Annotated in this window: 20 protein-coding genes; 11 read left to right on the top strand and 9 right to left on the bottom strand. The window is 62.5% G+C overall.

The annotated features are described in order from the left end of the window. Positions 1 to 103 precede the first annotated feature (103 nt). On the top strand, positions 104 to 2464 hold the full coding sequence (locus tag HX851_RS35755) for a hybrid sensor histidine kinase/response regulator (protein ID WP_177057403.1): 2361 nt from the start codon (positions 104 to 106) through the stop codon (positions 2462 to 2464). Here HX851_RS35755 and HX851_RS35750 read toward each other — a convergent pair. The 3 genes from HX851_RS35750 to msrB form a co-directional block, all read right to left on the bottom strand. Continuing rightward, positions 2451 to 2909, bottom strand: coding sequence for a MarR family winged helix-turn-helix transcriptional regulator (locus HX851_RS35750; RefSeq protein WP_177057404.1), 459 nt, complete (start codon positions 2907 to 2909; stop codon positions 2451 to 2453). The two genes, HX851_RS35755 and HX851_RS35750, sit on opposite strands and share 14 nt — an antisense overlap. Continuing rightward, complete coding sequence (locus tag HX851_RS35745; RefSeq protein ID WP_177057405.1) at positions 2906 to 3391, bottom strand: glutathione peroxidase; 486 nt, start codon at positions 3389 to 3391, stop codon at positions 2906 to 2908. The genes HX851_RS35750 and HX851_RS35745 overlap by 4 nt, the downstream gene beginning before the upstream one ends. 215 nt (positions 3392 to 3606) lie before the next feature. Then, entirely contained in the window at positions 3607 to 4002 is a 396-nt protein-coding gene (gene msrB / locus HX851_RS35740; RefSeq protein WP_177057406.1) for a peptide-methionine (R)-S-oxide reductase MsrB, read from the bottom strand. Between the two features lie 223 nt (positions 4003 to 4225). On the opposite strand from msrB, the gene HX851_RS35735 reads away from it, so the two are divergent. Continuing rightward, positions 4226 to 5437 carry a pyridoxal phosphate-dependent aminotransferase gene (locus tag HX851_RS35735; RefSeq protein WP_017125876.1) on the top strand — a complete coding sequence of 404 codons (1212 nt, stop codon included), beginning with the start codon at positions 4226 to 4228 and terminating at the stop codon, positions 5435 to 5437. A 317-nt stretch (positions 5438 to 5754) separates the two neighbouring features. Continuing rightward, positions 5755 to 6642, top strand: coding sequence for a protease HtpX (gene htpX / locus HX851_RS35730; RefSeq protein WP_177064302.1), 888 nt, complete (start codon positions 5755 to 5757; stop codon positions 6640 to 6642). Positions 6643 to 6690: 48 nt separating this feature from the next. Here htpX and HX851_RS35725 read toward each other — a convergent pair whose 3' ends face one another. Then, entirely contained in the window at positions 6691 to 7350 is a 660-nt protein-coding gene (locus HX851_RS35725; protein ID WP_177057407.1) for a thiopurine S-methyltransferase, read from the bottom strand. Between the two features lie 104 nt (positions 7351 to 7454). Between HX851_RS35725 and HX851_RS35720 the strand changes: the two genes are divergently transcribed. Then, positions 7455 to 8222 (top strand): DODA-type extradiol aromatic ring-opening family dioxygenase, encoded by a 768-nt coding sequence (locus HX851_RS35720; protein ID WP_177064301.1) that lies wholly within the window; start codon positions 7455 to 7457, stop codon positions 8220 to 8222. 337 nt (positions 8223 to 8559) lie between these two features. Here the strand turns inward: HX851_RS35720 and HX851_RS35715 are convergent, their stop codons facing one another. Next, positions 8560 to 10212 carry a DEAD/DEAH box helicase gene (locus HX851_RS35715; RefSeq protein ID WP_177064300.1) on the bottom strand — a complete coding sequence of 551 codons (1653 nt, stop codon included), beginning with the start codon at positions 10210 to 10212 and terminating at the stop codon, positions 8560 to 8562. A 410-nt stretch (positions 10213 to 10622) separates the two neighbouring features. Here HX851_RS35715 and HX851_RS35710 point away from each other — a divergent pair, with 410 nt between their 5' ends. Next, positions 10623 to 11414, top strand: a complete 792-nt coding sequence (locus HX851_RS35710; protein ID WP_177064299.1) for a crotonase/enoyl-CoA hydratase family protein — start codon at positions 10623 to 10625, stop codon at positions 11412 to 11414. A 136-nt stretch (positions 11415 to 11550) separates the two neighbouring features. Here the strand turns inward: HX851_RS35710 and HX851_RS35705 are convergent, their stop codons facing one another. Beyond that, positions 11551 to 12306 carry a spermidine synthase gene (locus HX851_RS35705; RefSeq protein ID WP_177057410.1) on the bottom strand — a complete coding sequence of 252 codons (756 nt, stop codon included), beginning with the start codon at positions 12304 to 12306 and terminating at the stop codon, positions 11551 to 11553. A 155-nt stretch (positions 12307 to 12461) separates the two neighbouring features. Here HX851_RS35705 and HX851_RS35700 point away from each other — a divergent pair, with 155 nt between their 5' ends. Beyond that, positions 12462 to 13808, top strand: a complete 1347-nt coding sequence (locus HX851_RS35700; RefSeq protein ID WP_177057411.1) for a class II 3-deoxy-7-phosphoheptulonate synthase — start codon at positions 12462 to 12464, stop codon at positions 13806 to 13808. Between the two features lie 68 nt (positions 13809 to 13876). Here the strand turns inward: HX851_RS35700 and HX851_RS35695 are convergent, their stop codons facing one another. Both HX851_RS35695 and HX851_RS35690 read right to left on the bottom strand, forming a co-directional pair. After that, positions 13877 to 15088, bottom strand: coding sequence for a winged helix-turn-helix domain-containing protein (locus HX851_RS35695; RefSeq protein ID WP_177064298.1), 1212 nt, complete (start codon positions 15086 to 15088; stop codon positions 13877 to 13879). Between the two features lie 58 nt (positions 15089 to 15146). Beyond that, positions 15147 to 15374, bottom strand: a complete 228-nt coding sequence (locus HX851_RS35690; protein ID WP_177057694.1) for a DUF1127 domain-containing protein — start codon at positions 15372 to 15374, stop codon at positions 15147 to 15149. A 98-nt stretch (positions 15375 to 15472) separates the two neighbouring features. Between HX851_RS35690 and HX851_RS35685 the strand changes: the two genes are divergently transcribed. Next, a complete protein-coding gene (locus HX851_RS35685) occupies positions 15473 to 16327 on the top strand; it encodes a LysR family transcriptional regulator (RefSeq protein WP_177064355.1) in 855 nt (284 codons plus the stop codon). Here HX851_RS35685 and HX851_RS35680 read toward each other — a convergent pair. Next, on the bottom strand, positions 16317 to 17066 hold the full coding sequence (locus tag HX851_RS35680; RefSeq protein ID WP_177057413.1) for a sulfite exporter TauE/SafE family protein: 750 nt from the start codon (positions 17064 to 17066) through the stop codon (positions 16317 to 16319). The genes HX851_RS35685 and HX851_RS35680 overlap by 11 nt on opposite strands. A 103-nt stretch (positions 17067 to 17169) precedes the next feature. On the opposite strand from HX851_RS35680, the gene HX851_RS35675 reads away from it, so the two are divergent. The 4 genes from HX851_RS35675 to HX851_RS35660 all read left to right on the top strand — a co-directional run bounded on the left by HX851_RS35675 (position 17170) and on the right by HX851_RS35660 (position 20443). Next, positions 17170 to 18126, top strand: coding sequence for a LysR family transcriptional regulator (locus tag HX851_RS35675; protein ID WP_177064297.1), 957 nt, complete (start codon positions 17170 to 17172; stop codon positions 18124 to 18126). Positions 18127 to 18199: 73 nt separating this feature from the next. Further along, a complete protein-coding gene (locus tag HX851_RS35670; protein WP_177057415.1) occupies positions 18200 to 18655 on the top strand; it encodes a MarR family winged helix-turn-helix transcriptional regulator in 456 nt (151 codons plus the stop codon). A 322-nt stretch (positions 18656 to 18977) separates the two neighbouring features. Next, positions 18978 to 19397 (top strand): organic hydroperoxide resistance protein, encoded by a 420-nt coding sequence (locus HX851_RS35665; protein WP_017125862.1) that lies wholly within the window; start codon positions 18978 to 18980, stop codon positions 19395 to 19397. 26 nt (positions 19398 to 19423) lie between these two features. Next, positions 19424 to 20443 (top strand): alpha/beta hydrolase, encoded by a 1020-nt coding sequence (locus HX851_RS35660; RefSeq protein ID WP_177057416.1) that lies wholly within the window; start codon positions 19424 to 19426, stop codon positions 20441 to 20443. Positions 20444 to 20520 lie beyond the last annotated feature (77 nt).

Genomic DNA, 20520 nt, shown 5'->3' with positions numbered 1-20520 from the left:
GTCGCGTTGGCGCCCTTGGGCGCGTGAAAAACAACCAGCAATCTTTGTCGACAACGTTATCGGGGCCTCATCATCACCTGCCGGTGCCCTCGAAGGATCAGCTATGCTTGCCCGGCGAAGGGAAACGAAAGTGGTACACCACCCCATGGATATAAAATTCACCCAGCGCTTGTCCTACAAGCAGGCCCGGTTGACCGTGCTGGTCGGGTTTATCCTGGGAACACTGCTCAGCCTGGTACAGATCGGCCTCGATTATGCCAGCGAAAACGCCTCCATCAATCGTGAAATCCTTTCGCTGCTGGAAATCAGCCACAATCCGGCCTCCCGGATCGCCTACAACATCGATGCCGAACTGGCCCAGGAACTGACCCTGGGCCTGTTGCGTTCGCCGGCCGTACTGCGGGCACAGTTGATCGACAACAACAAATCGGTACTGGCCAGCGTCGAGCGCCCACGCCAGAGCGGCAATTACCGGATGATCAGCGATTACCTGTTCGGCGCCGACCGGCAATTCGAGGACCGGTTGTTTCTCAGCCATCTGCCGAACGAATCCCTCGGCACCCTGCACCTGGATGTCGACACCTACACCTTCGGTATCCGCTTCCTCAAGCGTGCCGAAGTCACCCTGCTCAACGGCTTTGCCCGTAGCCTGATCCTCACCGGGATCCTCCTCGGGCTGTTCTACGTGATGCTGACCAAGCCGCTGGTACGGGTCATCCGCGCCCTGAGCAACACTCAGCCGGGCATCGCCCGGCAATCGCGGCTGGAGTTTCCCCCCGGCCATGAGAACGATGAGATCGGCGTCCTGGTCAAGGTCGCCAACCAGCAGTTCGAGACGATGGCCACCGAAATCCAGCAACGGCGCAATGCCGAGAACCGTCTGACCGATTACCTCGGACAGCTGGAAAACATTGTCTCGGCCCGCACCACCGAGCTCAAGGCGATCAACGCCCGCCTGAGCCAGTCCAACGAAGAACTGGAAGTCGCTCGCAGCACCGCCCTCAACATGGCGCAGGCACGCTCGGCGTTCCTCGCCAACATGAGCCACGAGATCCGTACCCCCTTGAACGGCCTGCTGGGCATGATCGCACTGTCTCTCGACAGTTCGCTGAACGCCGAGCAACGCCAGCAACTGTCGATTGCCCATGACTCCGGAAAAGTCCTGGTGGAACTGCTCAACGATATCCTCGACCTGTCGAAGTTCGACGCCGGGCAACTGGAACTGGAGAGAATCCCCTTCGACCTCGGCGCCCTGGTCGAGGACACCGCCAACCTGCTCTCGCAAAATGCCGCGCCGAGCGTCGAACTGGCCTGCCTGATCGATCCGCAATTCCCGGCCCTGGTGCTGGGCGACCCGACGCGGGTGCGGCAGATCGTCAGCAACCTGCTGTCCAACGCCCTGAAGTTCACCCGCTTCGGTCGCGTCGATGTGCGCCTGAGCGCCCGTGACGGTGGAGTACGAATCGAGGTCTGCGACACCGGCATCGGTATCGCCCAGGAAGCCCAGGCGAAGATTTTCCAGCCTTTCACCCAGGCCGGCGCCGGTATTACCCGCCAGTACGGTGGCACCGGGCTCGGACTGACCTTGACCCACAACCTCTGTGAAGCGATGAAGGGCCGCCTGACCATCAATTCCGAGGTCGGTTTCGGCAGTCAGTTCTGTGCCGAACTGCCGCTGCCCGGGCACACACCGGCCGCTGCGCCGAAGCCGCTCAAGGGCAAGATCATCGCCGTCAGTTCACCGGCCAGCGGCCTGAGCGAACTGCTCGGCAGCCAGTTGCCGGCCTGGGGCCTGGACTACCGACGCTATGGACTGGATGACAGCCTCGCCGGCCTGCAGGCCGACCTGCTGATTACCGATTGCCCGGAATGCCTGTTCGGACTTCGTCCGGCCATCACCGCACCGATCCTGCTGGTGACCGCCTACGGCAATTTCATGCCCAGCGAACAGGCCGCCGCCCTGGCCCCGCTGCAACAGCAGGCCCGACCCCTGGCACGCAATGCGCTGTATCAGATCCTGCAGCGCACCCTGCAAGCGGACGATCCGGCGGACCAGGCAATCCAGGCCCACGTCAACCAGCCACAACGTCGCGGGCGCATCCTGCTGGTGGAGGACAATCCGGTCAATCAGCTGGTGGCCAAGGGCATGCTCGGCAAGCTCGGCTGCGAAGTGACCGTCGCCGCCCACGGCGGCGAGGCGCTGAGCCAGTTGGAGCAGAAAGATTTCGACATGGTGCTGATGGACTGCAACATGCCGGTCATGGACGGCTACGAGGCCAGCCGGCAGATACGTCGCAGCGGACGCTGGCCGCATCTGCCGATTGTCGCGCTGACCGCCAACGCCATGCCCGAAGAGCGCGAACGCTGCCGCGCGGCGGGCATGAATGACTACCTGGCAAAGCCATTTCGTCGCGAGGAATTGATGGCGCTGCTGGAACTCTGGGTCCCGCCTACGGCTCCTTGATGTAGGCCAGCAACTGGTCCAGGCCGTCACGCAACTCATCGAGCCGGCCCAGGTCGACACCGCTGTCGCAGAGCAAGCGGGCCTTGAGCGGCGCAACCTGTTCACGCAACGCCCACCCCGTCGCCGTCAGGCTCAGGTGCACTTCACGTTCATCGCGGGGCGAACGCTGGCGCTGCACGAATTGCACTTGCTCCAGGCGCTTGAGCAACGGTGTGAGCGTTCCCGAATCGAGCAGCAGGCGCTCGCCCAGGGCCTTGACCGTGGGCTGCTCCGGCGCAGCCTCGTGCCACTCCCACAGCACCAGCATCACCAGGTACTGTGGATAAGTCAGGCCCAACTGCTCAAGCATCGGCTTGTAGCCCCGGATAACCGCCCGCGAGGCCGCGTACAGCTTGAAGCACAACTGGCGGTCGAGACGCAGCGAGTCGAGGGACAGGTCATTCATTTGAGCAGGGCTTCGATCTCGCGGGTCAGGTCCTCGGGCTTGGTCAGCGGGGCAAAACGTTTCACCAGCTTGCCGTCCTTGCCGATCAGGAACTTGGTGAAGTTCCATTTGATACGCTCGGAACCCAACAGGCCTGGAGCCTCTTTCTTCAACTGCACGAACAAGGGGTGCGCGCCGTCGCCGTTGACCTCGATCTTCTTGAACAGCGGGAAGCTGACACCGTAGTTCAACTCGCAGAACTCGGAAATCGCCCCCTCGTTGCCCGGTTCCTGCTTGCCGAACTGGTTGCAGGGAAACCCGAGAACCACCAGGCCCTGATCCTTGTAGTCCTGCCAGAGCTGTTCAAGGCCCTTGTATTGCGGGGTGAAACCGCATTTGCTGGCGGTATTGACCACCAGCACGGCCTTGCCGGCGAAATCGCCGAGGGTCTTTTGCTCACCCTTGATGGTGGTGCACGGGATGTTCAGCAGGTTTGCGCTCATGACAGTTCCTCCATTGAATGCCAAACAAAATAGCGAACAATTGAATTGCACACAATTCAATTGCCCGGACTTATGCCACGCCATATCAAGCCTGAATATCAATCGCTACAACAAACGCGAACCTTGTTGGAGCTGGCTTGCCGGCGATGGCGTCCGCAAGATCAACGCAAGCCTCAAGGGCCTCATCGCCGGCAAGCCGGCTCCTACAGATCAAATCAGCCCCGTGGCACCAGGTCCAGGCACACGGAGTTGATGCAGTAACGCAGGCCGGTCGGCGGCGGACCGTCCGGGAACACATGGCCCAGGTGCGCATCGCACTTGGCGCAGACCACTTCGGTACGAATCATGCCGTGGCTGATATCACGGATCTCGACCATGGCGCTCTCACCGATCGGCTGGTAGAAGCTCGGCCAGCCACAACCCGAATCGAATTTCGCCTTCGAGTCGAACAGCGGCTCGTTGCAGCAGATGCAGTGATAGACGCCATCGACCTTGCTGTCATTGTACTTGCCCGAAAACGGCCGCTCCGTGCCCTTCAGGCGACAGACGTTGTACTGCTCCGGATCGAGCATGGCGCGCCACTCTTCCAGGGTTTTCTCAAGCTTTTCCATCGTTACACCTCGGCGACTGAAAAACCCCGATCTGTATCTTTTCCGCGGATCGGGTGGCACGTATGATTGCGCCTCGTTGAACGCCAGTCTGGCACCCGCGCCAAGCGCATTCAAATCGGATTTTCCGAGCGCTGGCGAGGGACCACGGGACGCGCTGAAAACGCAGTATTGCCAGGGCGCTCAGCGAGTCGCCCGGATCGTCCATTTTCGGGATCAAATCGCCATGCAGGTCAGCAAATCGAACAAGCTCGCCAACGTCTGTTATGACATTCGCGGCCCGGTGCTCAAGCACGCCAAACGCCTGGAAGAGGAAGGCCATCGCATCCTCAAGCTGAACATCGGCAACCCGGCGCCCTTTGGTTTCGAAGCGCCGGACGAGATTCTCCAGGACGTGATCCGCAACCTGCCGACCGCACAGGGCTATAGCGACTCCAAGGGCCTGTTCAGCGCCCGCAAGGCGGTCATGCAGTATTACCAGCAGAAGCAGGTCGAAGGTGTCGGCATCGAGGACATCTACCTGGGCAACGGCGTCTCCGAACTGATCGTGATGTCGATGCAGGCGCTGCTCAACAACGGCGACGAAGTGCTGGTCCCGGCACCGGACTACCCGCTGTGGACCGCCGCGGTGACCCTTTCCGGCGGCAACCCGGTGCACTACCTGTGCGACGAACAGGCCAACTGGTGGCCCGACCTGGCCGACATCAAGGCCAAGATCACCCCGAACACCAAGGCCCTGGTGATCATCAACCCGAACAACCCGACCGGCGCGGTGTATTCGAAGGAAGTGCTGCTGGGCATGCTGGAACTGGCCCGCCAGCACAACCTGGTGGTGTTTTCCGACGAGATCTACGACAAGATCCTCTACGACGATGCCGTGCACATCTGCACCGCCTCGCTGGCCCCGGACCTGCTGTGCCTGACCTTCAACGGCCTGTCGAAGTCCTACCGGGTCGCGGGCTTCCGCTCCGGCTGGGTGGCGATTTCCGGTCCCAAGCACAATGCCCAGAGCTACATCGAAGGCATCGACATGCTGGCCAACATGCGCCTGTGTGCCAACGTGCCCAGCCAGCACGCGATCCAGACCGCCCTCGGTGGCTACCAGAGCATCAACGACCTGGTACTGCCGCCCGGCCGCCTGCTGGAACAGCGCAACCGTACCTGGGAACTGCTCAACGACATTCCCGGTGTCAGTTGCGTGAAACCCATGGGCGCGTTGTATGCCTTCCCGCGGATCGATCCGAAGGTCTGCCCGATCCACAACGACGAGAAATTCGTACTGGACCTGTTGCTCTCGGAAAAGCTGCTGATCGTCCAGGGCACCGCGTTCAACTGGCCATGGCCGGACCACTTCCGCGTCGTCACCCTGCCGCGGGTCGACGATCTGGAACAGGCCATCGGACGCATCGGCAACTTCCTGAAATCCTACCGCCAGTAATCTCCTACAACCCGCTGCGACTCCAGGAAAGGGTCGCAGCGCGGCTCTCTCTCATCGGCTGTTTTTTGTATGCGCGTGCGTCACTCATCGAACTGTTCCGCAGAGAGCTGTCAAAGGCTCTACGGCAAGGTTTTCGAAGTGACCGCAGACGCCGTCGCAAGAAAAAACCGGCTTCCGCGCTTCGGAAATGACTGGCAGGATTCTAGAATCGAGCTGTAGGACACAGTTTGAAATAGTCACCCGGTTGAATAGGCGGTAGCGGCACCTTATATACCCCGCATGACGCTACATCTTTAGATGAGGAGAAACTTTCAACCATGATGCGCATCCTGCTGTTCTTGGCCACTAACCTGGCGGTCGTGCTGATTGCCAGCATCACCCTGAGCCTTTTCGGCTTCAACGGGTTCATGGCGGCCAACGGGGTTGATCTCAACCTCAATCAGCTGCTGATCTTCTGTGCGGTCTTTGGTTTCGCCGGCTCGCTGTTCTCGCTGTTCATCTCCAAGTGGATGGCGAAGATGAGCACCAGTACCCAAATCATCACCCAGCCACGCACCCGCCACGAACAATGGCTGCTGCAGACCGTCGAGCAACTGTCTCGCGAAGCCGGGATCAAGATGCCCGAAGTCGGTATCTTCCCCGCCTACGAGGCGAACGCCTTCGCCACCGGCTGGAACAAGAACGACGCCCTGGTGGCCGTGAGCCAGGGCCTGTTGGAGCGCTTCTCGCCCGATGAAGTGAAGGCCGTGCTGGCCCACGAGATCGGCCACGTGGCCAATGGCGACATGGTCACCCTGGCACTGGTGCAAGGCGTGGTGAACACCTTCGTGATGTTCTTCGCGCGGATCATCGGCAACTTCGTCGACAAGGTCATCTTCAAGAACGAAGAAGGCCAGGGTATCGCCTACTACGTGGCAACCATCTTCGCCGAACTGGTCCTGGGCTTCCTCGCCAGCGCCATCGTCATGTGGTTCTCGCGCAAACGTGAATTCCGCGCCGACGAAGCCGGTGCCAGCCTGGCCGGTACCGCCGCGATGATCAGCGCCCTGCAGCGCCTGCGTTCCGAACAGGGCCTGCCGGTGCACATGCCCGACACCCTGAACGCCTTCGGCATCAACGGCGGCCTGAAGCAGGGCCTGGCGAAGATGTTCATGAGCCACCCGCCGCTGGAAGAGCGTATCGACGCCCTGCGTCGTCTCGGCTGACAGCGAGGCAACACACAAAGGGCGACCATTGGTCGCCCTTTGTTGTTTTCAGGGGTTCTTTTCCAGCCGGTACACCCGCTCTTCCAGCCGTGTGACACCCGCCTGGAGAAACTTCCAACTCTCGCCGAGCACATCCCGCTCCTCCTCCATGCGCAATTGCCAGTGCGGCTCCAGCAAGCGCCGGACCTCACCATCGAGTACCGCGAACGGCGGGCCGTCGATCTGCGCCTGAGCGTAATCGAGGGTAATCAGCAAACCCTGGCAGCCACCTGGCAGGATCCGCGTCAGATGCGCCGCATACCGCTCGCGCATCTGCGGCGGCAAGGCGATCAGCGCCGCGCGATCATAAAGCGCCGTGCAGTCGGCGACATCCGCAGCGGTCAAGGCAAAGAAATCCCCGCACCACAACTCCAGCGGCCCCGCCTCGTAGATGCGCAAGGCACCCTGCTCATGCACTTGCGGCTTGAGCTGCTGCTCGGCAAAAAAAGCCTCCACGGCCTTCTCCGACAACTCCACCCCCAGCACCCGCAAGCCCTGGGCCGCCAGCCAGGCGAGATCGAGGCTCTTGCCACAGAGCGGCACCAGTACCCGCGCCTCGGGAGCCAGTGTCAGGTCAGGCCAGAAGCGTTGCAGGCAGGGATTGACCTGATCCAGATGAAAGCCGATCTGGTTGAACTCCCAGCGTTTATGCCAAAACTCGGGCTGCATGATTAACCTCAAGAAATTCGATTAAAATCCACCAAAACTTATATTAGATTTAGATCAATGATCTGACCGAAGATGGTCCCATCTTAACGCTCAGGACCTTCATTATGCTCCCCAGCCTGTTTATCTCACACGGCTCGCCGATGCTGGCGCTGCAACCCGGCGCCAGCGGCCCGGCCCTGGCCCGCCTGGCGGCCGAACTGCCACGTCCGAAAGCCATCGTGATCGTCTCGGCCCACTGGGAAAGCCAGGAGCTGCTGGTCAGCAGCAATCCGCACCCGGAAACCTGGCACGACTTCGGCGGTTTCCCACGGGAACTGTTTGCCGTGCAATACCCCGCCCCCGGCGAGCCCGAACTGGCCGCCGATGTCGCCGAACTGCTGACCGTCAGCGGGCTGCCAGCGCGCCTGGACAACAACCGCCCCTTCGACCACGGCGTCTGGGTGCCGCTGTCGCTGATGTATCCCGACGCCGATATCCCGGTGGTCCAGGTCTCGCTGCCCAGCCGCCAGGGCCCGGCGTTGCAGACCCGGGTCGGAAAGGCCCTGCGCAGCCTGCGGGACCAGGGTATCCTGCTGATCGGCTCCGGCAGCATCACCCACAACCTCGGCGAACTGGATTGGCATGCCGGCCCGGAAACCATCGAGCCCTGGGCCAAGGCGTTTCGTGACTGGATGGTGGACAAACTCGCCGCCGATGACGAAGCCGCCCTGCACGACTACCGTAAACAGGCGCCTTACGCCGTGCGCAGCCATCCCAGCGACGAACACCTGCTGCCGCTGTACTTCGCCCGCGGTGCCGGCGACCGGGTCGCCATCGCCCACAAGGGCTTCACCATGGGCGCGCTGGGCATGGATATCTATACCTTCGGATAACTACACGATCCCTGCAGGCGCCGGCTTGCCGGCGATGGCGTCCGCGAGGATGCAAGACTTTGATCGTTCCCACGCTCCAGCGTGGGAATGCAGCCCGTGACGCTCTGCGTCACAGAAGCGGACGCAGAGCGTCCATGGAGGCATTACCACGCGGAGCGTGGGAACGATCGGAATCTCAGGGGCGCCATCGCCGGCAAGCCGGCTCCTACAAGGGCTTGCGCTCCAGCCTGGAGGCGCGGCGCATGCCCCCCAAAAAAGAGCAGGCAAAAAAAATCCCCGAACCAGTCGGGGATTTTTTTATCGATCAATCAACGCGGCCTCTATCGAAGCCTGTCGATCAATCCTCGCGATAGCGGCGCAGCTTGAGCTGCTTGCCGGCAACGCGGGTGTCCTTCAGTTTGGTCAGCAGACGCTCCAGACCATCTTCCGGCAGTTCCACCAGGCTGAAGCTGTCACGCACCTGGATGCGACCGATGGCTTCACGTGCCAGACCACCTTCGTTGAGGATGGCGCCCAGCAGGTTCTTGGCGGCGATACCGTCACGCGCGCCCAGCGCGGTACGGCAGCGAGCACGGCCTTCAGCCAGTGGGATCGGGGCACGACGCTCACGATCGCTACGCTCAGGACGATCGCCACGTGGTGCATTGTTCGGCACCAGTGGACGCTCTTTCTCGATAGCGGCCAGGTTCAGCGCTTGACCGTTGGTTGCCTTGCGCAGCAGGGCTGCGGCCAGGGCACGCGGGCTGCAACCGATATCGGCGGTCAGGCGATCGAGCAGATCACCGTGGGTCGATTCGGCATCGGCCACCAGCGGCGACAGGCTGTTGGTCAGCTTCTTGATGCGCGCATCGAGAACGGCCTGGGCATCCGGCAGGCGGACTTCGGCAACTTTCTGACCGGTTACACGCTCGATCACCTGCAGCATGCGGCGCTCGCGTGGAGTCACCAGCAGCAGTGCACGACCTTCGCGACCGGCACGACCGGTACGGCCGATACGGTGAACGTAGGACTCGGGATCGTACGGCATGTCCACGTTGAATACGTGGGTGATGCGCGGAACGTCCAGGCCACGGGCTGCGACGTCGGTTGCCACAACGATGTCCAGACGGCCATCCTTGAGGGAATCGATCACACGCTCACGCTGGTTCTGGGCAATGTCGCCGTTCAGCGCGGCGGCCTTGTAGCCTTTGGCTTCCAGGGCGCTGGCCAGGTCCAGGGTCGCTTGCTTGGTGCGCACGAACATGATCAGGGCGTCGAAATCTTCCACTTCCAGCAAGCTGAGAACGGCAGAAGTCTTCTGGTCAGCGTGAACCAACAGGTGAGCCTGTTCGATCGCGGTAACGGTCTGGGTCTTGCTCTGGATCTTCACGTGCTTCGGATCGCGCAGGTGACGCTCGGCGATGGCACGGATCGATTGTGGCAGAGTGGCCGAGAACAGTACGGTCTGGCGGCTTTCCGGCATGGCCTTGAAGATGACTTCCAGGTCATCCATGAAGCCGAGCTTGAGCATTTCGTCAGCTTCGTCGAGAACCAGGTGGTTCACGGTCGCCAGGACTTTTTCGTCGCGACGCAGGTGGTCGCACAGACGGCCCGGGGTAGCGACAACGATCTGTGCGCCGTTCCGGATTGCTTTCAATTGTGGGCCCATCGGCGCGCCGCCGTAGACAGCCACAACAGTCACGCCCGGCATCTGCTTGGCGTAGGTTTCGAAAGCGGTTGCAACTTGCAGCGCCAACTCACGGGTTGGGGCCAGGATCAGAGCTTGCGGCTCGCGCTTGGACGGATCGATGCGGTGAAGGATAGGCAGGGCGAAAGCGGCCGTTTTACCGGTACCGGTTTGTGCCTGACCAATCATGTCGTGACCGGCAAGGATGATCGGAATTGACTGCTGCTGAATGGCCGAAGGCTCTTCATAGCCGGTAGCGACTACTGCAGCGACAATATTGGGATGAAGTTCAAGAGCGGCGAAGCCGCCGATTTCCTGGGTCATGGGTCTGCCTCTAAGTGCATCCGCAAAGACCCATGCTCCAAAGCTGCACATGCCGTGTAAGACTCTGAGAGTCACCCTGGCAGCTTTGTCGGCGGGGATTTGCGAAAACGATTGAATGAAAGAATCGTCAAGGATAGTCCGCAGGGCGAACAGCAGCCGAAGCTGGCTTCGGGGAATTGCATTACCTAAACGCGGCCCGGTTAAAGGCCGGCGCGCACTATACCGGAATTGGCGAAAAAAGGGAGATTTATTTATCGGCAAAAGCCGGTCGACGCCCGTCTGTTTCAGGCTTTGCGGATCGACGGCCAAAGCGCTATTTTCTACGGGCGTGCTTTGGTGCTTAAACGGTTCACCCATCGGCTCGGCGTCAGCGCCCCGCAGCCTTGCTCTCCTACTCCAGGAACTGCCCCATGAATCAGCCCGCCGCCAGTCGTGTCAGCCGTGAACAACGTGGTCATGTCCTGCTGCTCGGCCTGGACCGGGTGGCCAAGCGCAACGCCTTCGACCTCGACCTGCTCGAGGCACTGAGCCTGGCCTATGGCGAGTTCGAGCGCGACGAACAGTCGCGGGTCGCCGTGGTCTTCGGCCATGGCGAACACTTTACCGCCGGCCTCGACCTGGCCAAAGTCGGCGCGACCATGGCCGAAGGCTGGAAGATACCGACCGGCGGTTGTGATCCCTGGGGCGTATTTGCCGGCCCCAGGGTCAGCAAGCCGGTGATCGTCGCGGCACAGGGTTATTGCCTGACCATCGGTATCGAGCTGATGCTCGCCGCGGATATCAACCTGTGCGCCAGCAACACCCGCTTTGCCCAGATGGAAGTACAACGCGGGATTTTTCCCTTCGGTGGGGCGACCCTGCGTTTCCAGCAGATGGCCGGCTGGGGCAATGCGATGCGCTGGCTGCTGACCGGCGATGAGTTCGATGCCCACGAAGCATTGCGCCTGGGGCTGGTGCAGGAAGTCATGGCCAGCGAGGATCTGCTGCCACGTGCCCTGCAGTTGGCCGAACGCATCGCGCGACAGGCGCCGCTCGGCGTCCAGGCAACCTTGACCTCGGCGCGCCAGGCCCGTTACGAAGGGGAAACGGCCGCGGCGGCGAGCCTGCCGGCGCTGGTCAAGAAACTGCTGACCAGCGAGGACGCCGCGGAAGGCGTGCGCGCCATGCTGGAAAAACGCCCCGGCGAATTCAAGGGTCGCTGAGCTGCTGCCGTGTCCCTGATCGTTCCCACGCTCCAGCGTGGGAATGCCTCACTGGACGCTCTGCGGCCGCTTCTGTGACGCGGGGCGTCACGGCTGCATTCCTGTGCTGCGCGTGGGAACGATCAATCAGGCATATTCAGGTGGCAGGACGGATATCCTTGATCAGCGACCGCAACGAATACCCCAGGCGCGGTGCCAGTTCATCGGCACGATTGAGCAATGCCTGTCCGTCCAGCTCCTGGTCCAGGTCCGCAGGAACGATGAGGATGACGTTGCCCTCCTTCACCGGCAGTTCCCAATAATGCCGGTGGTACAGCCCGCGCAGCAGCGCCGCACCAAGGGGCTTGCCGTCATCGGTGGCCCACTGGTTGATCACCAGCCAGCCGCCGGGATTGAGTTTCTTCTGGCAGTTTTCCAGGAAGGTCCAGGCCAGATGCCCCACACCCGGACCGACATCGGTATAGAGGTCGACGAAGATCAGGTCCGAAGGCTCCGCCGTCTCCAGCAACTCCAGGGCATCGCCGACACGGATATAAAGCCGCGGATCATCGTCCAGTCCCAGGTACTCGATGGCCAGGCGCGGCACGTCCGGGCGCAGTTCGATGGCCTCGACATCCTCCAGCGGCAGGAACTTCAGGCACGCCTGGGTCAGCGTCCCGGCCCCCAGGCCGAGGAACAGCGCACTCTCCGGCTGTTCGTGGCACAGCGCACCGATCAGCATGGCCCGGGTATAGTCATATTCCAGCCAACTGGGATCGGCGGTGAACACGCAGCTCTGCTCGATCGCATCGCCAAATTCGAGAAAGCGGTAATCGTCCACTTCCAGCACGCGAATCATGCCGAAGTCGTCGTGCACTTCAGCCAGCAGACGCTCGACGCGCTCCTCAGACATTTCATCTCCTTGCCGCGGACGGCCCCTGCCGTCGCGATGAATCAAGCCGCTCGGCAACGAGCGGGAAAGCGCCGATTGTCGGCCAAGCCACGGGAGCAGGTCACGTACTAATTGCTGCTAACATGGGACTCCGATCGTCGACACTAGAGTTCATGATGAGCCAACCCTGGAGCCCTGACAGCTGGCGCGCCCTGCCGATCCAGCAGCAACCTCACTACCCGGACGCCGCCCACCTGCTGCGCGTCGAGCAAAGCCTGGCCAGCTACCCGCCACTGGTGTTCGCCGGCGAAGCCCGCGAGCTGCGCCGGCAGTTCGCCGAAGTGACCCAGGGCCGGGCCTTCCTGCTCCAGGGCGGCGACTGCGCGGAAAGTTTCGCCGAGTTCTCGGCAGCCAAGATCCGCGATACCTTCAAGGTGTTGCTGCAGATGGCCATTGTCATGACCTTCGCCGCCGGTTGCCCGGTGGTCAAGGTCGGGCGCATGGCCGGCCAGTTCGCCAAGCCGCGCTCGGCCAACGACGAAACCATCAACGGCGTGACCCTGCCGGCCTACCGTGGCGATATCGTCAACGGTATCGGTTTCGATGAAAAAAGCCGCGTGCCGGACCCGGACCGCCTGCTGCAGTCCTATCACCAGGCCACCGCCACCCTGAACCTGCTGCGCGCCTTTGCCCAGGGCGGTTTCGCCGACCTGCACCAGGTGCACAAATGGAACCTGGACTTTATCGCCAACTCGGCCCTGGCCGAGAAGTACAGCCAACTGGCCGACCGCATCGATGAAACCCTGGCCTTCATGCGCGCCTGCGGCATGGACAGCTCGCCGCAACTGCGCGAAACCAGCTTCTTCACCGCCCATGAGGCGCTGCTGCTGAACTACGAAGAAGCCTTCGTGCGTCGCGACAGCCTGACCAACGACTACTACGACTGCTCGGCCCATATGCTGTGGATCGGCGACCGTACCCGTCAGCTCGACGGCGCCCATGTCGAATTCCTGCGCGGGGTGAACAATCCGATCGGGGTCAAGGTCGGCCCGAGCATGAACACCGACGACCTGATCCGCCTGATCGACATCCTCAACCCGGACAACGACCCCGGCCGCCTGAACCTGATCGTGCGCATGGGCGCGAACAAGGTCGGCGATCACCTGCCACAGTTGATCCGTGCGGTGGAAAGCGAAGGCAAGAAGGTGCTGTGGAGCTCCGATCCGATGCACGGCAATACGATCAAGGCCAGCAGCGGCTACAAGACCCGCGACTTCGCGCAGATCCTCAGCGAGGTCAAGCAGTTCTTCCAGGTGCACCAGGCCGAAGGCAGTTATGCCGGCGGAATTCATATCGAGATGACCGGGCAGAACGTCACCGAGTGCATCGGCGGCGCGCGTCCGATCACCGAAGATGGCCTGTCGGACCGCTATCACACCCATTGCGACCCGCGGATGAATGCCGATCAGTCGCTGGAGCTGGCGTTCCTGATTGCCGAGACGTTGAAGCAGGTGCGGCGCTGATCCAACAACATCCCTTGTGGCGAGCGGGCTTGCCCGCTCGCCACAGAAGACCGTGTAACCGCTGCGCCTTACAGCATCTTACGCAACCGTTGCGCACTGACCCGCTGGCAATTGAGCTGGATATCCGGCAACCCCAGCCAATCGGCCAGCTGCCGCAAACTGACCGCCAGCGCGGCGATCCCCGCCTCATCCAGCCCCTGCTCTTCCTCATGCACGGCATGCACCGCCAGGCGCCCGAGCGCCCGCTCCGCGCGCAGGTCGACCCGTGCGGCGATGCGTTCACCATGCAGGAACGGCAGCACGTAGTAGCCATACACCCGCTTGTGCTGCGGCGTATAGATTTCCAGGCGATAACGGAAGTCGAACAAGCGCTCGGTACGACTGCGCTCCCAGATCAACGAATCGAACGGCGACAGCAAGGCACTGGCCCAGACCTTGCGCGGCACCTTGATATCCGGCAGGCAATACACCGGCTGGCGCCAGCCCTGCACCTCGCCTGTCAGCAATTCACCGGCCTCGACCAACTCCGCCAGACGCGCACGACTGTCGGCCGGGTCCAACCGAAAGTAATCGCGCAGATCCTTCTCCGTCGCCACCCCGAGGGCCACCGCTGCCTGGCGCAACAGGCAGCGCTGGGCCTCGGCCTCATCCAGCAGCGGCTGCCCGAGCACCGCCGACGGAATCACCCGCTCCGGCAGATCGTAGAGCCGTTCGAAGCCACGGCGCCCGGCCACCGTCACCTCACCGGCGGCGAACAACCACTCCAGCGCATGCTTCTCGGCGCTCCAGTCCCACCAGGGCCCGGCCTTTTCCTCACGACTCGACAGACTGCCCGCCCCCAGCGCGCCGCGCTCCTCGACCAGCGTCAGGACCCGGCGAATGGTCGCCTGCTGCTCACGGCCGAAGCGTGCCATTTGTTGATAAATGCCCTCGCCACGGGAGGCCCGCTGCATGCGCCAGCGCATCAGCGGATACAGCGACATCGGCAGCAGCGAGGCTTCATGGCCCCAGTATTCGAACAGGGTGCGTCGCCGTCCCTGGCTCCAGGCGGCCTGGTCGAGCAGTTCGGAAGAATAGTTGCCTAGGCGGGAAAACAGCGGCAGGTAGTGGGAACGCACCAGGGCATTGACCGAATCGATCTGCACGACACCCAGGCGCTCGATCAACCGGTTGACCTGCAACGGCTTGACCGACGCCTGGGCCCTGCGCGCCTGGAACCCCTGGGCGCCCAGCGCCAGGCGCCGAGCTTGCTTCAACGAAAACGACAGATCCGCGGGCATGCACGCCTCCTTGTGAACCCGCAAACTACCGCAATCACCGCCTGCTTGTGTAGCCTCATCAACGTCCCTTGCCCAGCGGGTCGTTCCAGAAGTGCTGGTGGGTTTCCCGATCGACATCGGCGCGGCTGAGGCCGATGTCCTTGAGCGCGTCGTCACTCATCGCCGCCAGCAGCTGGCGCTCGCGCGACAGATCGTGCCAACGCACCAGCCGCTGCCACAGGGCCCTTGGCGACAACCCCGAATGCGAGGCCGCGCCAACCAGCAGATAACCTTTTTGACCTTTCATCATCTTGCCCTCCATGTGGGGATGACTAAAGTCTCCGCCCGGGGCTAAGATCAATCCAACGAATGTTTCTTATGCAATACATCTCGGAGATTGATGAGTTGTCCAGCTACCCGAGCATCGATACCGACGTCCTGCGCACCTTCGTCGCCATTGCCGAGCACGGTGGGTTCACCAAGGCCGGCGAACAGGTCAACCGCACGCAGTCGGCCGTCAGCATGCAGATGAAACGCCTGGAAGAAGACGTGGTCCAGCGCCAGTTGTTCGAACGCGACGGGCGCCAGATGCGCCTGACCGCCGAAGGCCAGGTGCTGCTCGGCTACGCCCGGCGAATCCTCAAGTTGCAGAGTGAAGTCTTCAATACCCTGCGCGAACCCCATATGGTCGGCCTGGTACGCATCGGCGTGCCGGATGACTATGTGATGCGTTTCATGCCGGGGATCCTGTCGCGTTTCGCCAAGTCCTACCCGCTGATCCAGCTGGAAGTAAACTGCGAATCCTCCACGCAGTTACTGCAACGCCAGGATCTGGACCTGACTATCGTCACCCGCAAGCCGGGCAACGAACTTGGCCAGTTGCTGCGCCAGGAGCGTCTGGTCTGGGCCGAGGCCCAGAACGCCACGATCCACGAACAGACCCCCGTGCCGCTGGCGATGGATGGCATGGACTGTTTCTGCACCCAATGGGCCTGCAACGCCCTGGATGCCCGTGGCCGCGACTATCGGCTGGCGTATGCCTGCCCCAGCCTGTCGACGATCATGGCGGTGGTCAACGCCGGGCTGGCGATGACCGCCCAGCTGGAAAGCCTGATTCCCCAGGACTGGCGCGTCCTCGGCGAAGACGAAGGCATGCCCCAGTTACCCCTGCTGAACATCATGCTGATACGCAACCTGAACAAACCTTCGCCGATCACCGAGTGCCTGGCCGAGTACATCGTCGAAGGGTTCAAACCTTGAAGCCGAGCAGCAACGCACCGAGCACCAGATAGGCGCAAAACAGGCCGCGCAGGACTCTCTCGGGCAAGGCGTAGGCCACTTTCACGCCCCAACTGATGCTCATCAGGCCACCGACGGCCATGGGAATGCCCATGCGCCAGTCCACCTCGTTGTGCACCGCGTAGGTCACCAGCGTGACGCTGGTGCTTGGCAACGCCAGGGCCAGCGACAAGCCCTGGGCGACCACCTGCGACGTACCGAAGACGCTGGTCAGGAACGGCGTGGCCACCACCGCCCCGCCGACCCCGAACAGTCCGCCCATGGTCCCGGACGCCGCGCCCAGTACACCCAGCCACGGCCAGGGATAACGCATCTGCGCCGACACCGGGGATTGCGCCATGAACAGCCGTACCAGGTAGAACAGCGCCAGTACCAGCAGAAAACCGACAAAGCCCATGCGCATGCTGCGCGGGTCCAGTCCCACCGCCCAGAGGGCGCCGAACCAGGCAAAACAGAAGCTCATCAGCACCAGCGGCAGCGCATGGCGCAGCTCGATGCGATTGCGCTGGTTGTAGCGATGCAGCGCCAGCACCACATTCGGCACCACCATCACCAACGCCGTACCCTGGGCCAATTGCTGGTCGAGACCGAACAGGATACCCAGCACCGGAATCGCGATCATGCCGCCGCCGATGCCGAATATTCCTCCCACGCCGCCCATCACGACGCCCAGCACCAGGTACTCAATCAATTCGATCACAACCGTCTCCCCGCTCAGTGCCCTTCATGCTACGCAGTCCGCTCTAGCGCGGAAACGCACAACAACGCACAATGGCTATGCCAATCTCGCACAAGCAAACGCCATGAATCCCACCAGCCTTACGGATCAACTCGGCCTGTTTCTCGACGTCCTGGAAACCGGCAGCTTTTCCGCCGCCTCCCGGCGTCACCCGTTGACCCCATCGGCCGTGGCCCGGCGCATCGACAGCCTGGAAAACTCGATCGGCAGCCGCCTGTTCATTCGCAGCACCCACGCGGTGCGCGCCACGCCCGCCGGACTGGCATTTGCCGAACGGGCCCGGCGGATCGTCGCCGAACTGCGCCTGGCCCGAGCCGAAGCGGTGTCCCTGAGCAACGCCCCGGAGGGCCTGATCCGCATTGATGCCCCCGCCGCCTTCGGCCGTCGTCACCTGGCGCCGGCCATCGCCGACTTCCTGCTCGACTACCCCGGGCTCGACGTGCAACTGCACCTGATCGACAGTTTCGTCGATATGCAGGGCTCCAACCTGGGCAAGGTCGACCTGGTCCTGCGCGCCGGACAAATGGCCGATACCCGGCTGGTGGCCACGCCCCTGGCAAGCATCGTGCGGATCGCCTGCGCCAGCCCGACCTATCTGAAAAACCGTGGTACGCCGCTGCGTCCCGATGAACTGGGTGGACACGACGGCCTCGACTGGGATGCACTGGCCCCACCGATGGCTTGGCGCTTCCATCAGGACGGCCTGGTACAACTGCACCGCCCGTCACGGATCCGCATGACCTCGAACAACGCCGAGGCCATGCTGTCCGGCGCCTTGAGCGGCCTGGGCATCGCCCACCTGCCGACCTGGCTGATCAGCGAGTACCTGCTGCGCGGGGAGCTGTTGCCGCTGTTCTGCGAAAACGGCCTGCCCGCGCCCGAGACCTCCGGAGTCTATGCGCTACGCCTGGAACAACCGGCCAACTCCCGCAGCCGTCTGTTGCTGGAGTTCCTCAAAAGCCGTTTCAGCCCTGTTCCGCCCTGGGATCTGGCCCTGCAAAGCGGACTTGGGCGTCACTAGACCGGGAAAATTCCCTGGCGCATTAAAGATTCGCCCGCTAGATTCAATAGACGTAACACACAAGGCTCTAGCGATGAACAGCATTACCAACCACTGTGAAGACCTGCTCCTGGACAATCAGGTGTGCTTTGCCCTGCACTCCACCTCGTTGTTGATGACCAAGGTCTACAAGCCCCTGCTCCAGGCCCTGAACCTGACCTACCCGCAATACCTGGCGATGATCGTGCTGTGGGAACAGGACGGCCTGACCGTCGGTGAGATCAGCCACAAGCTGATGACCGACCCCGGCTCCCTGACCCCCCTGCTCAAGCGCCTGGAAAGCGAGGGCCTGCTGAGCCGGACCCGCAGCAAGGCCGACGAACGGGTGGTGATCGTCGAACTGACCGCCGCCGGACGCGCCCTGCACGAGCAGGCCCGCAGTATTCCGCAATGCATCCTCGCCGCCGGTGGTGGCTCCATGGAGCGCTTGCGCGCGCTACAAGCCGAACTGCTCGCCCTGCGTGGGCATCTGCAAGACAGCCTCCAATAGCCCCACCGCTGTCAAGGCAACGCCGGCCCTTGTAGGAGCCGGCCTTGCCCACGAATCCGATCGTTCCCACGCTCCGCGTGGCAACGCCGCCATGGACGCTCTGCGTCCGCTTCAAAAGCTTCGCGGGCAAGCCCGGCTCCTAAAGGTTGCGCCCCTTCTGCTCCTCCTCCGCTAAAGCACCGCAGCCCCTTCGGAAATCCGCTTCAGAACTTTTTGAAAATTTATCTTGCGCACTAAACATTAGCGCGATACATTTATCTCGCAGTCACTTAGCGCGCAAACATTTAGCGCAAAACAAATTTCTCAAACGACGAGGCTCGCCATGCAAACTCTCTATACCGCAGTTGCAACTTCCACCGGTGGCCGTGATGGCCGTGCGATCTCCAGCGACAACATCCTGGACGTCAAGCTCGCCACCCCCAAAGAACTCGGCGGTGCCGGCGGTGCAGCCACCAATCCTGAGCAACTGTTCGCCGCCGGCTACTCGGCCTGCTTTATCGGCGCGCTGAAATTCGTCGCCAGCCAGACCAAGCGCCAGATCCCGGCTGACGCCTCGATCACCGCCCACGTCGGCATCGGCCAGATCCCTGGTGGTTTCGGCCTGGATATCGACCTGCACATCAGCCTGCCGGGTCTGGAACAGGCCGATGCACAAAGCCTGGTCGACGCCGCCCACCAGGTCTGCCCGTACTCCAACGCCACCCGTGGCAACGTCGACGTCCGCCTGCACGTCACCGTCTAACCCACCCGCCACCTGAGGATCCGTACATGAACACTTTCAGCAAAGTCCTGACCGGTACCCTGCTCGCGTTGTCCGTCCATACGGCGTTCGCCGCCGAAAACACCGGCGTCGAACACAACACCCAGGCCTTTCTCGACGTTTTGAATGCCGGCACGGGCAAGCCGATGGAACAGATGACACCGGCAGAAGCCCGCGCCGTACTGTCCGGCGCGCAGTCAGGGGTCAAGCTGACATTGCCCAAGACCGACGTGAGCCAGAAGACCATCCAGGTCGACGGCAAGCCGCTGGAGCTGACCATCGTCCGCCCGGCAGGGGTCAAGGGCACATTGCCGGTGTTCATGTTCTTCCACGGTGGCGGCTGGGTGCTGGGGGATTTCCCGACCCACGAGCGGCTGGTACGCGACCTGGTGGTGGGTTCCGGGGCGGCGGCGGTATTCGTCAACTACACGCCGTCACCTGAAGCCCACTACCCGACCGCGATCAACCAGGCCTACGCCGCGACTGAATGGGTGGCCGAGCACGGCAAGGAAATCAACGTCGACGGCAAGCGCCTGGCCGTGGCCGGCAACAGCGTCGGCGGCAACATGGCGGCAGTAGTCAGTCTGATGGCCAAGGACAAGGGCACACCGGCGCTCAAGTTCCAACTGCTGCTGTGGCCGGTGACCGATGCCAGTTTCGAGACAGCGTCCTACAACCAGTTCGCCGAGGGTCACTTCCTCAGCAAGAACATGATGAAATGGTTCTGGGACAATTACACCACCGATGCCAAGCAACGCAGCGAGATCTACGCCTCACCGCTGCGGGCTACCACGGCACAGCTCAAGGGCCTGCCACCGGCGCTGATCCAGACCGCCGGGGCCGACGTCCTGCGTGACGAAGGCGAGGCCTACGGCCGCAAGCTGGATGAAGCCGGCGTGCCGGTGACCAGCGTGCGCTACAACGGCATGATCCACGACTTCGGCCTGCTCAATGTGGTCAGCCAGGTACCGGAGGTCCGTTCGGCCCTCCTGCAGGCTTCGCAGGAACTGAAGGAACACCTGAAATAAGCCACCCCCTGTAGGAGCCGGCTTGCCGGCGAAGAGGCCCTTGAGTCCGGCATCGACCGCAAGGATGCCATCGCTGG

It is taken from the genome of Pseudomonas gingeri, assembly GCF_013385635.1.
Classification (GTDB): Bacteria; Pseudomonadota; Gammaproteobacteria; order Pseudomonadales; family Pseudomonadaceae; genus Aquipseudomonas; species Aquipseudomonas gingeri_A.
Note: the sequence above shows the minus strand (reverse complement) of the source record. Positions and strands in the feature narration are given on the sequence as shown.

What these genes read in the sequence shown, in the direction of transcription:
- HX851_RS35755 (WP_177057403.1), top strand. Translation starts at nt 104, where the DNA reads ATGCTTGCCCGGCGAAGGGAAACGAAAGTGGTACACCACCCCATGGAT.
- HX851_RS35750 (WP_177057404.1), bottom strand. Translation starts at nt 2,909, where the DNA reads ATGAATGACCTGTCCCTCGACTCGCTGCGTCTCGACCGCCAGTTGTGC.
- HX851_RS35745 (WP_177057405.1), bottom strand. Translation starts at nt 3,391, where the DNA reads ATGAGCGCAAACCTGCTGAACATCCCGTGCACCACCATCAAGGGTGAG.
- msrB (WP_177057406.1), bottom strand. Translation starts at nt 4,002, where the DNA reads ATGGAAAAGCTTGAGAAAACCCTGGAAGAGTGGCGCGCCATGCTCGAT.
- HX851_RS35735 (WP_017125876.1), top strand. Translation starts at nt 4,226, where the DNA reads ATGCAGGTCAGCAAATCGAACAAGCTCGCCAACGTCTGTTATGACATT.
- htpX (WP_177064302.1), top strand. Translation starts at nt 5,755, where the DNA reads ATGATGCGCATCCTGCTGTTCTTGGCCACTAACCTGGCGGTCGTGCTG.
- HX851_RS35725 (WP_177057407.1), bottom strand. Translation starts at nt 7,350, where the DNA reads ATGCAGCCCGAGTTTTGGCATAAACGCTGGGAGTTCAACCAGATCGGC.
- HX851_RS35720 (WP_177064301.1), top strand. Translation starts at nt 7,455, where the DNA reads ATGCTCCCCAGCCTGTTTATCTCACACGGCTCGCCGATGCTGGCGCTG.
- HX851_RS35715 (WP_177064300.1), bottom strand. Translation starts at nt 10,212, where the DNA reads ATGACCCAGGAAATCGGCGGCTTCGCCGCTCTTGAACTTCATCCCAAT.
- HX851_RS35710 (WP_177064299.1), top strand. Translation starts at nt 10,623, where the DNA reads ATGAATCAGCCCGCCGCCAGTCGTGTCAGCCGTGAACAACGTGGTCAT.
- HX851_RS35705 (WP_177057410.1), bottom strand. Translation starts at nt 12,306, where the DNA reads ATGTCTGAGGAGCGCGTCGAGCGTCTGCTGGCTGAAGTGCACGACGAC.
- HX851_RS35700 (WP_177057411.1), top strand. Translation starts at nt 12,462, where the DNA reads ATGAGCCAACCCTGGAGCCCTGACAGCTGGCGCGCCCTGCCGATCCAG.
- HX851_RS35695 (WP_177064298.1), bottom strand. Translation starts at nt 15,088, where the DNA reads ATGCCCGCGGATCTGTCGTTTTCGTTGAAGCAAGCTCGGCGCCTGGCG.
- HX851_RS35690 (WP_177057694.1), bottom strand. Translation starts at nt 15,374, where the DNA reads ATGAAAGGTCAAAAAGGTTATCTGCTGGTTGGCGCGGCCTCGCATTCG.
- HX851_RS35675 (WP_177064297.1), top strand. Translation starts at nt 17,170, where the DNA reads ATGAATCCCACCAGCCTTACGGATCAACTCGGCCTGTTTCTCGACGTC.
- HX851_RS35670 (WP_177057415.1), top strand. Translation starts at nt 18,200, where the DNA reads ATGAACAGCATTACCAACCACTGTGAAGACCTGCTCCTGGACAATCAG.
- HX851_RS35665 (WP_017125862.1), top strand. Translation starts at nt 18,978, where the DNA reads ATGCAAACTCTCTATACCGCAGTTGCAACTTCCACCGGTGGCCGTGAT.
- HX851_RS35660 (WP_177057416.1), top strand. Translation starts at nt 19,424, where the DNA reads ATGAACACTTTCAGCAAAGTCCTGACCGGTACCCTGCTCGCGTTGTCC.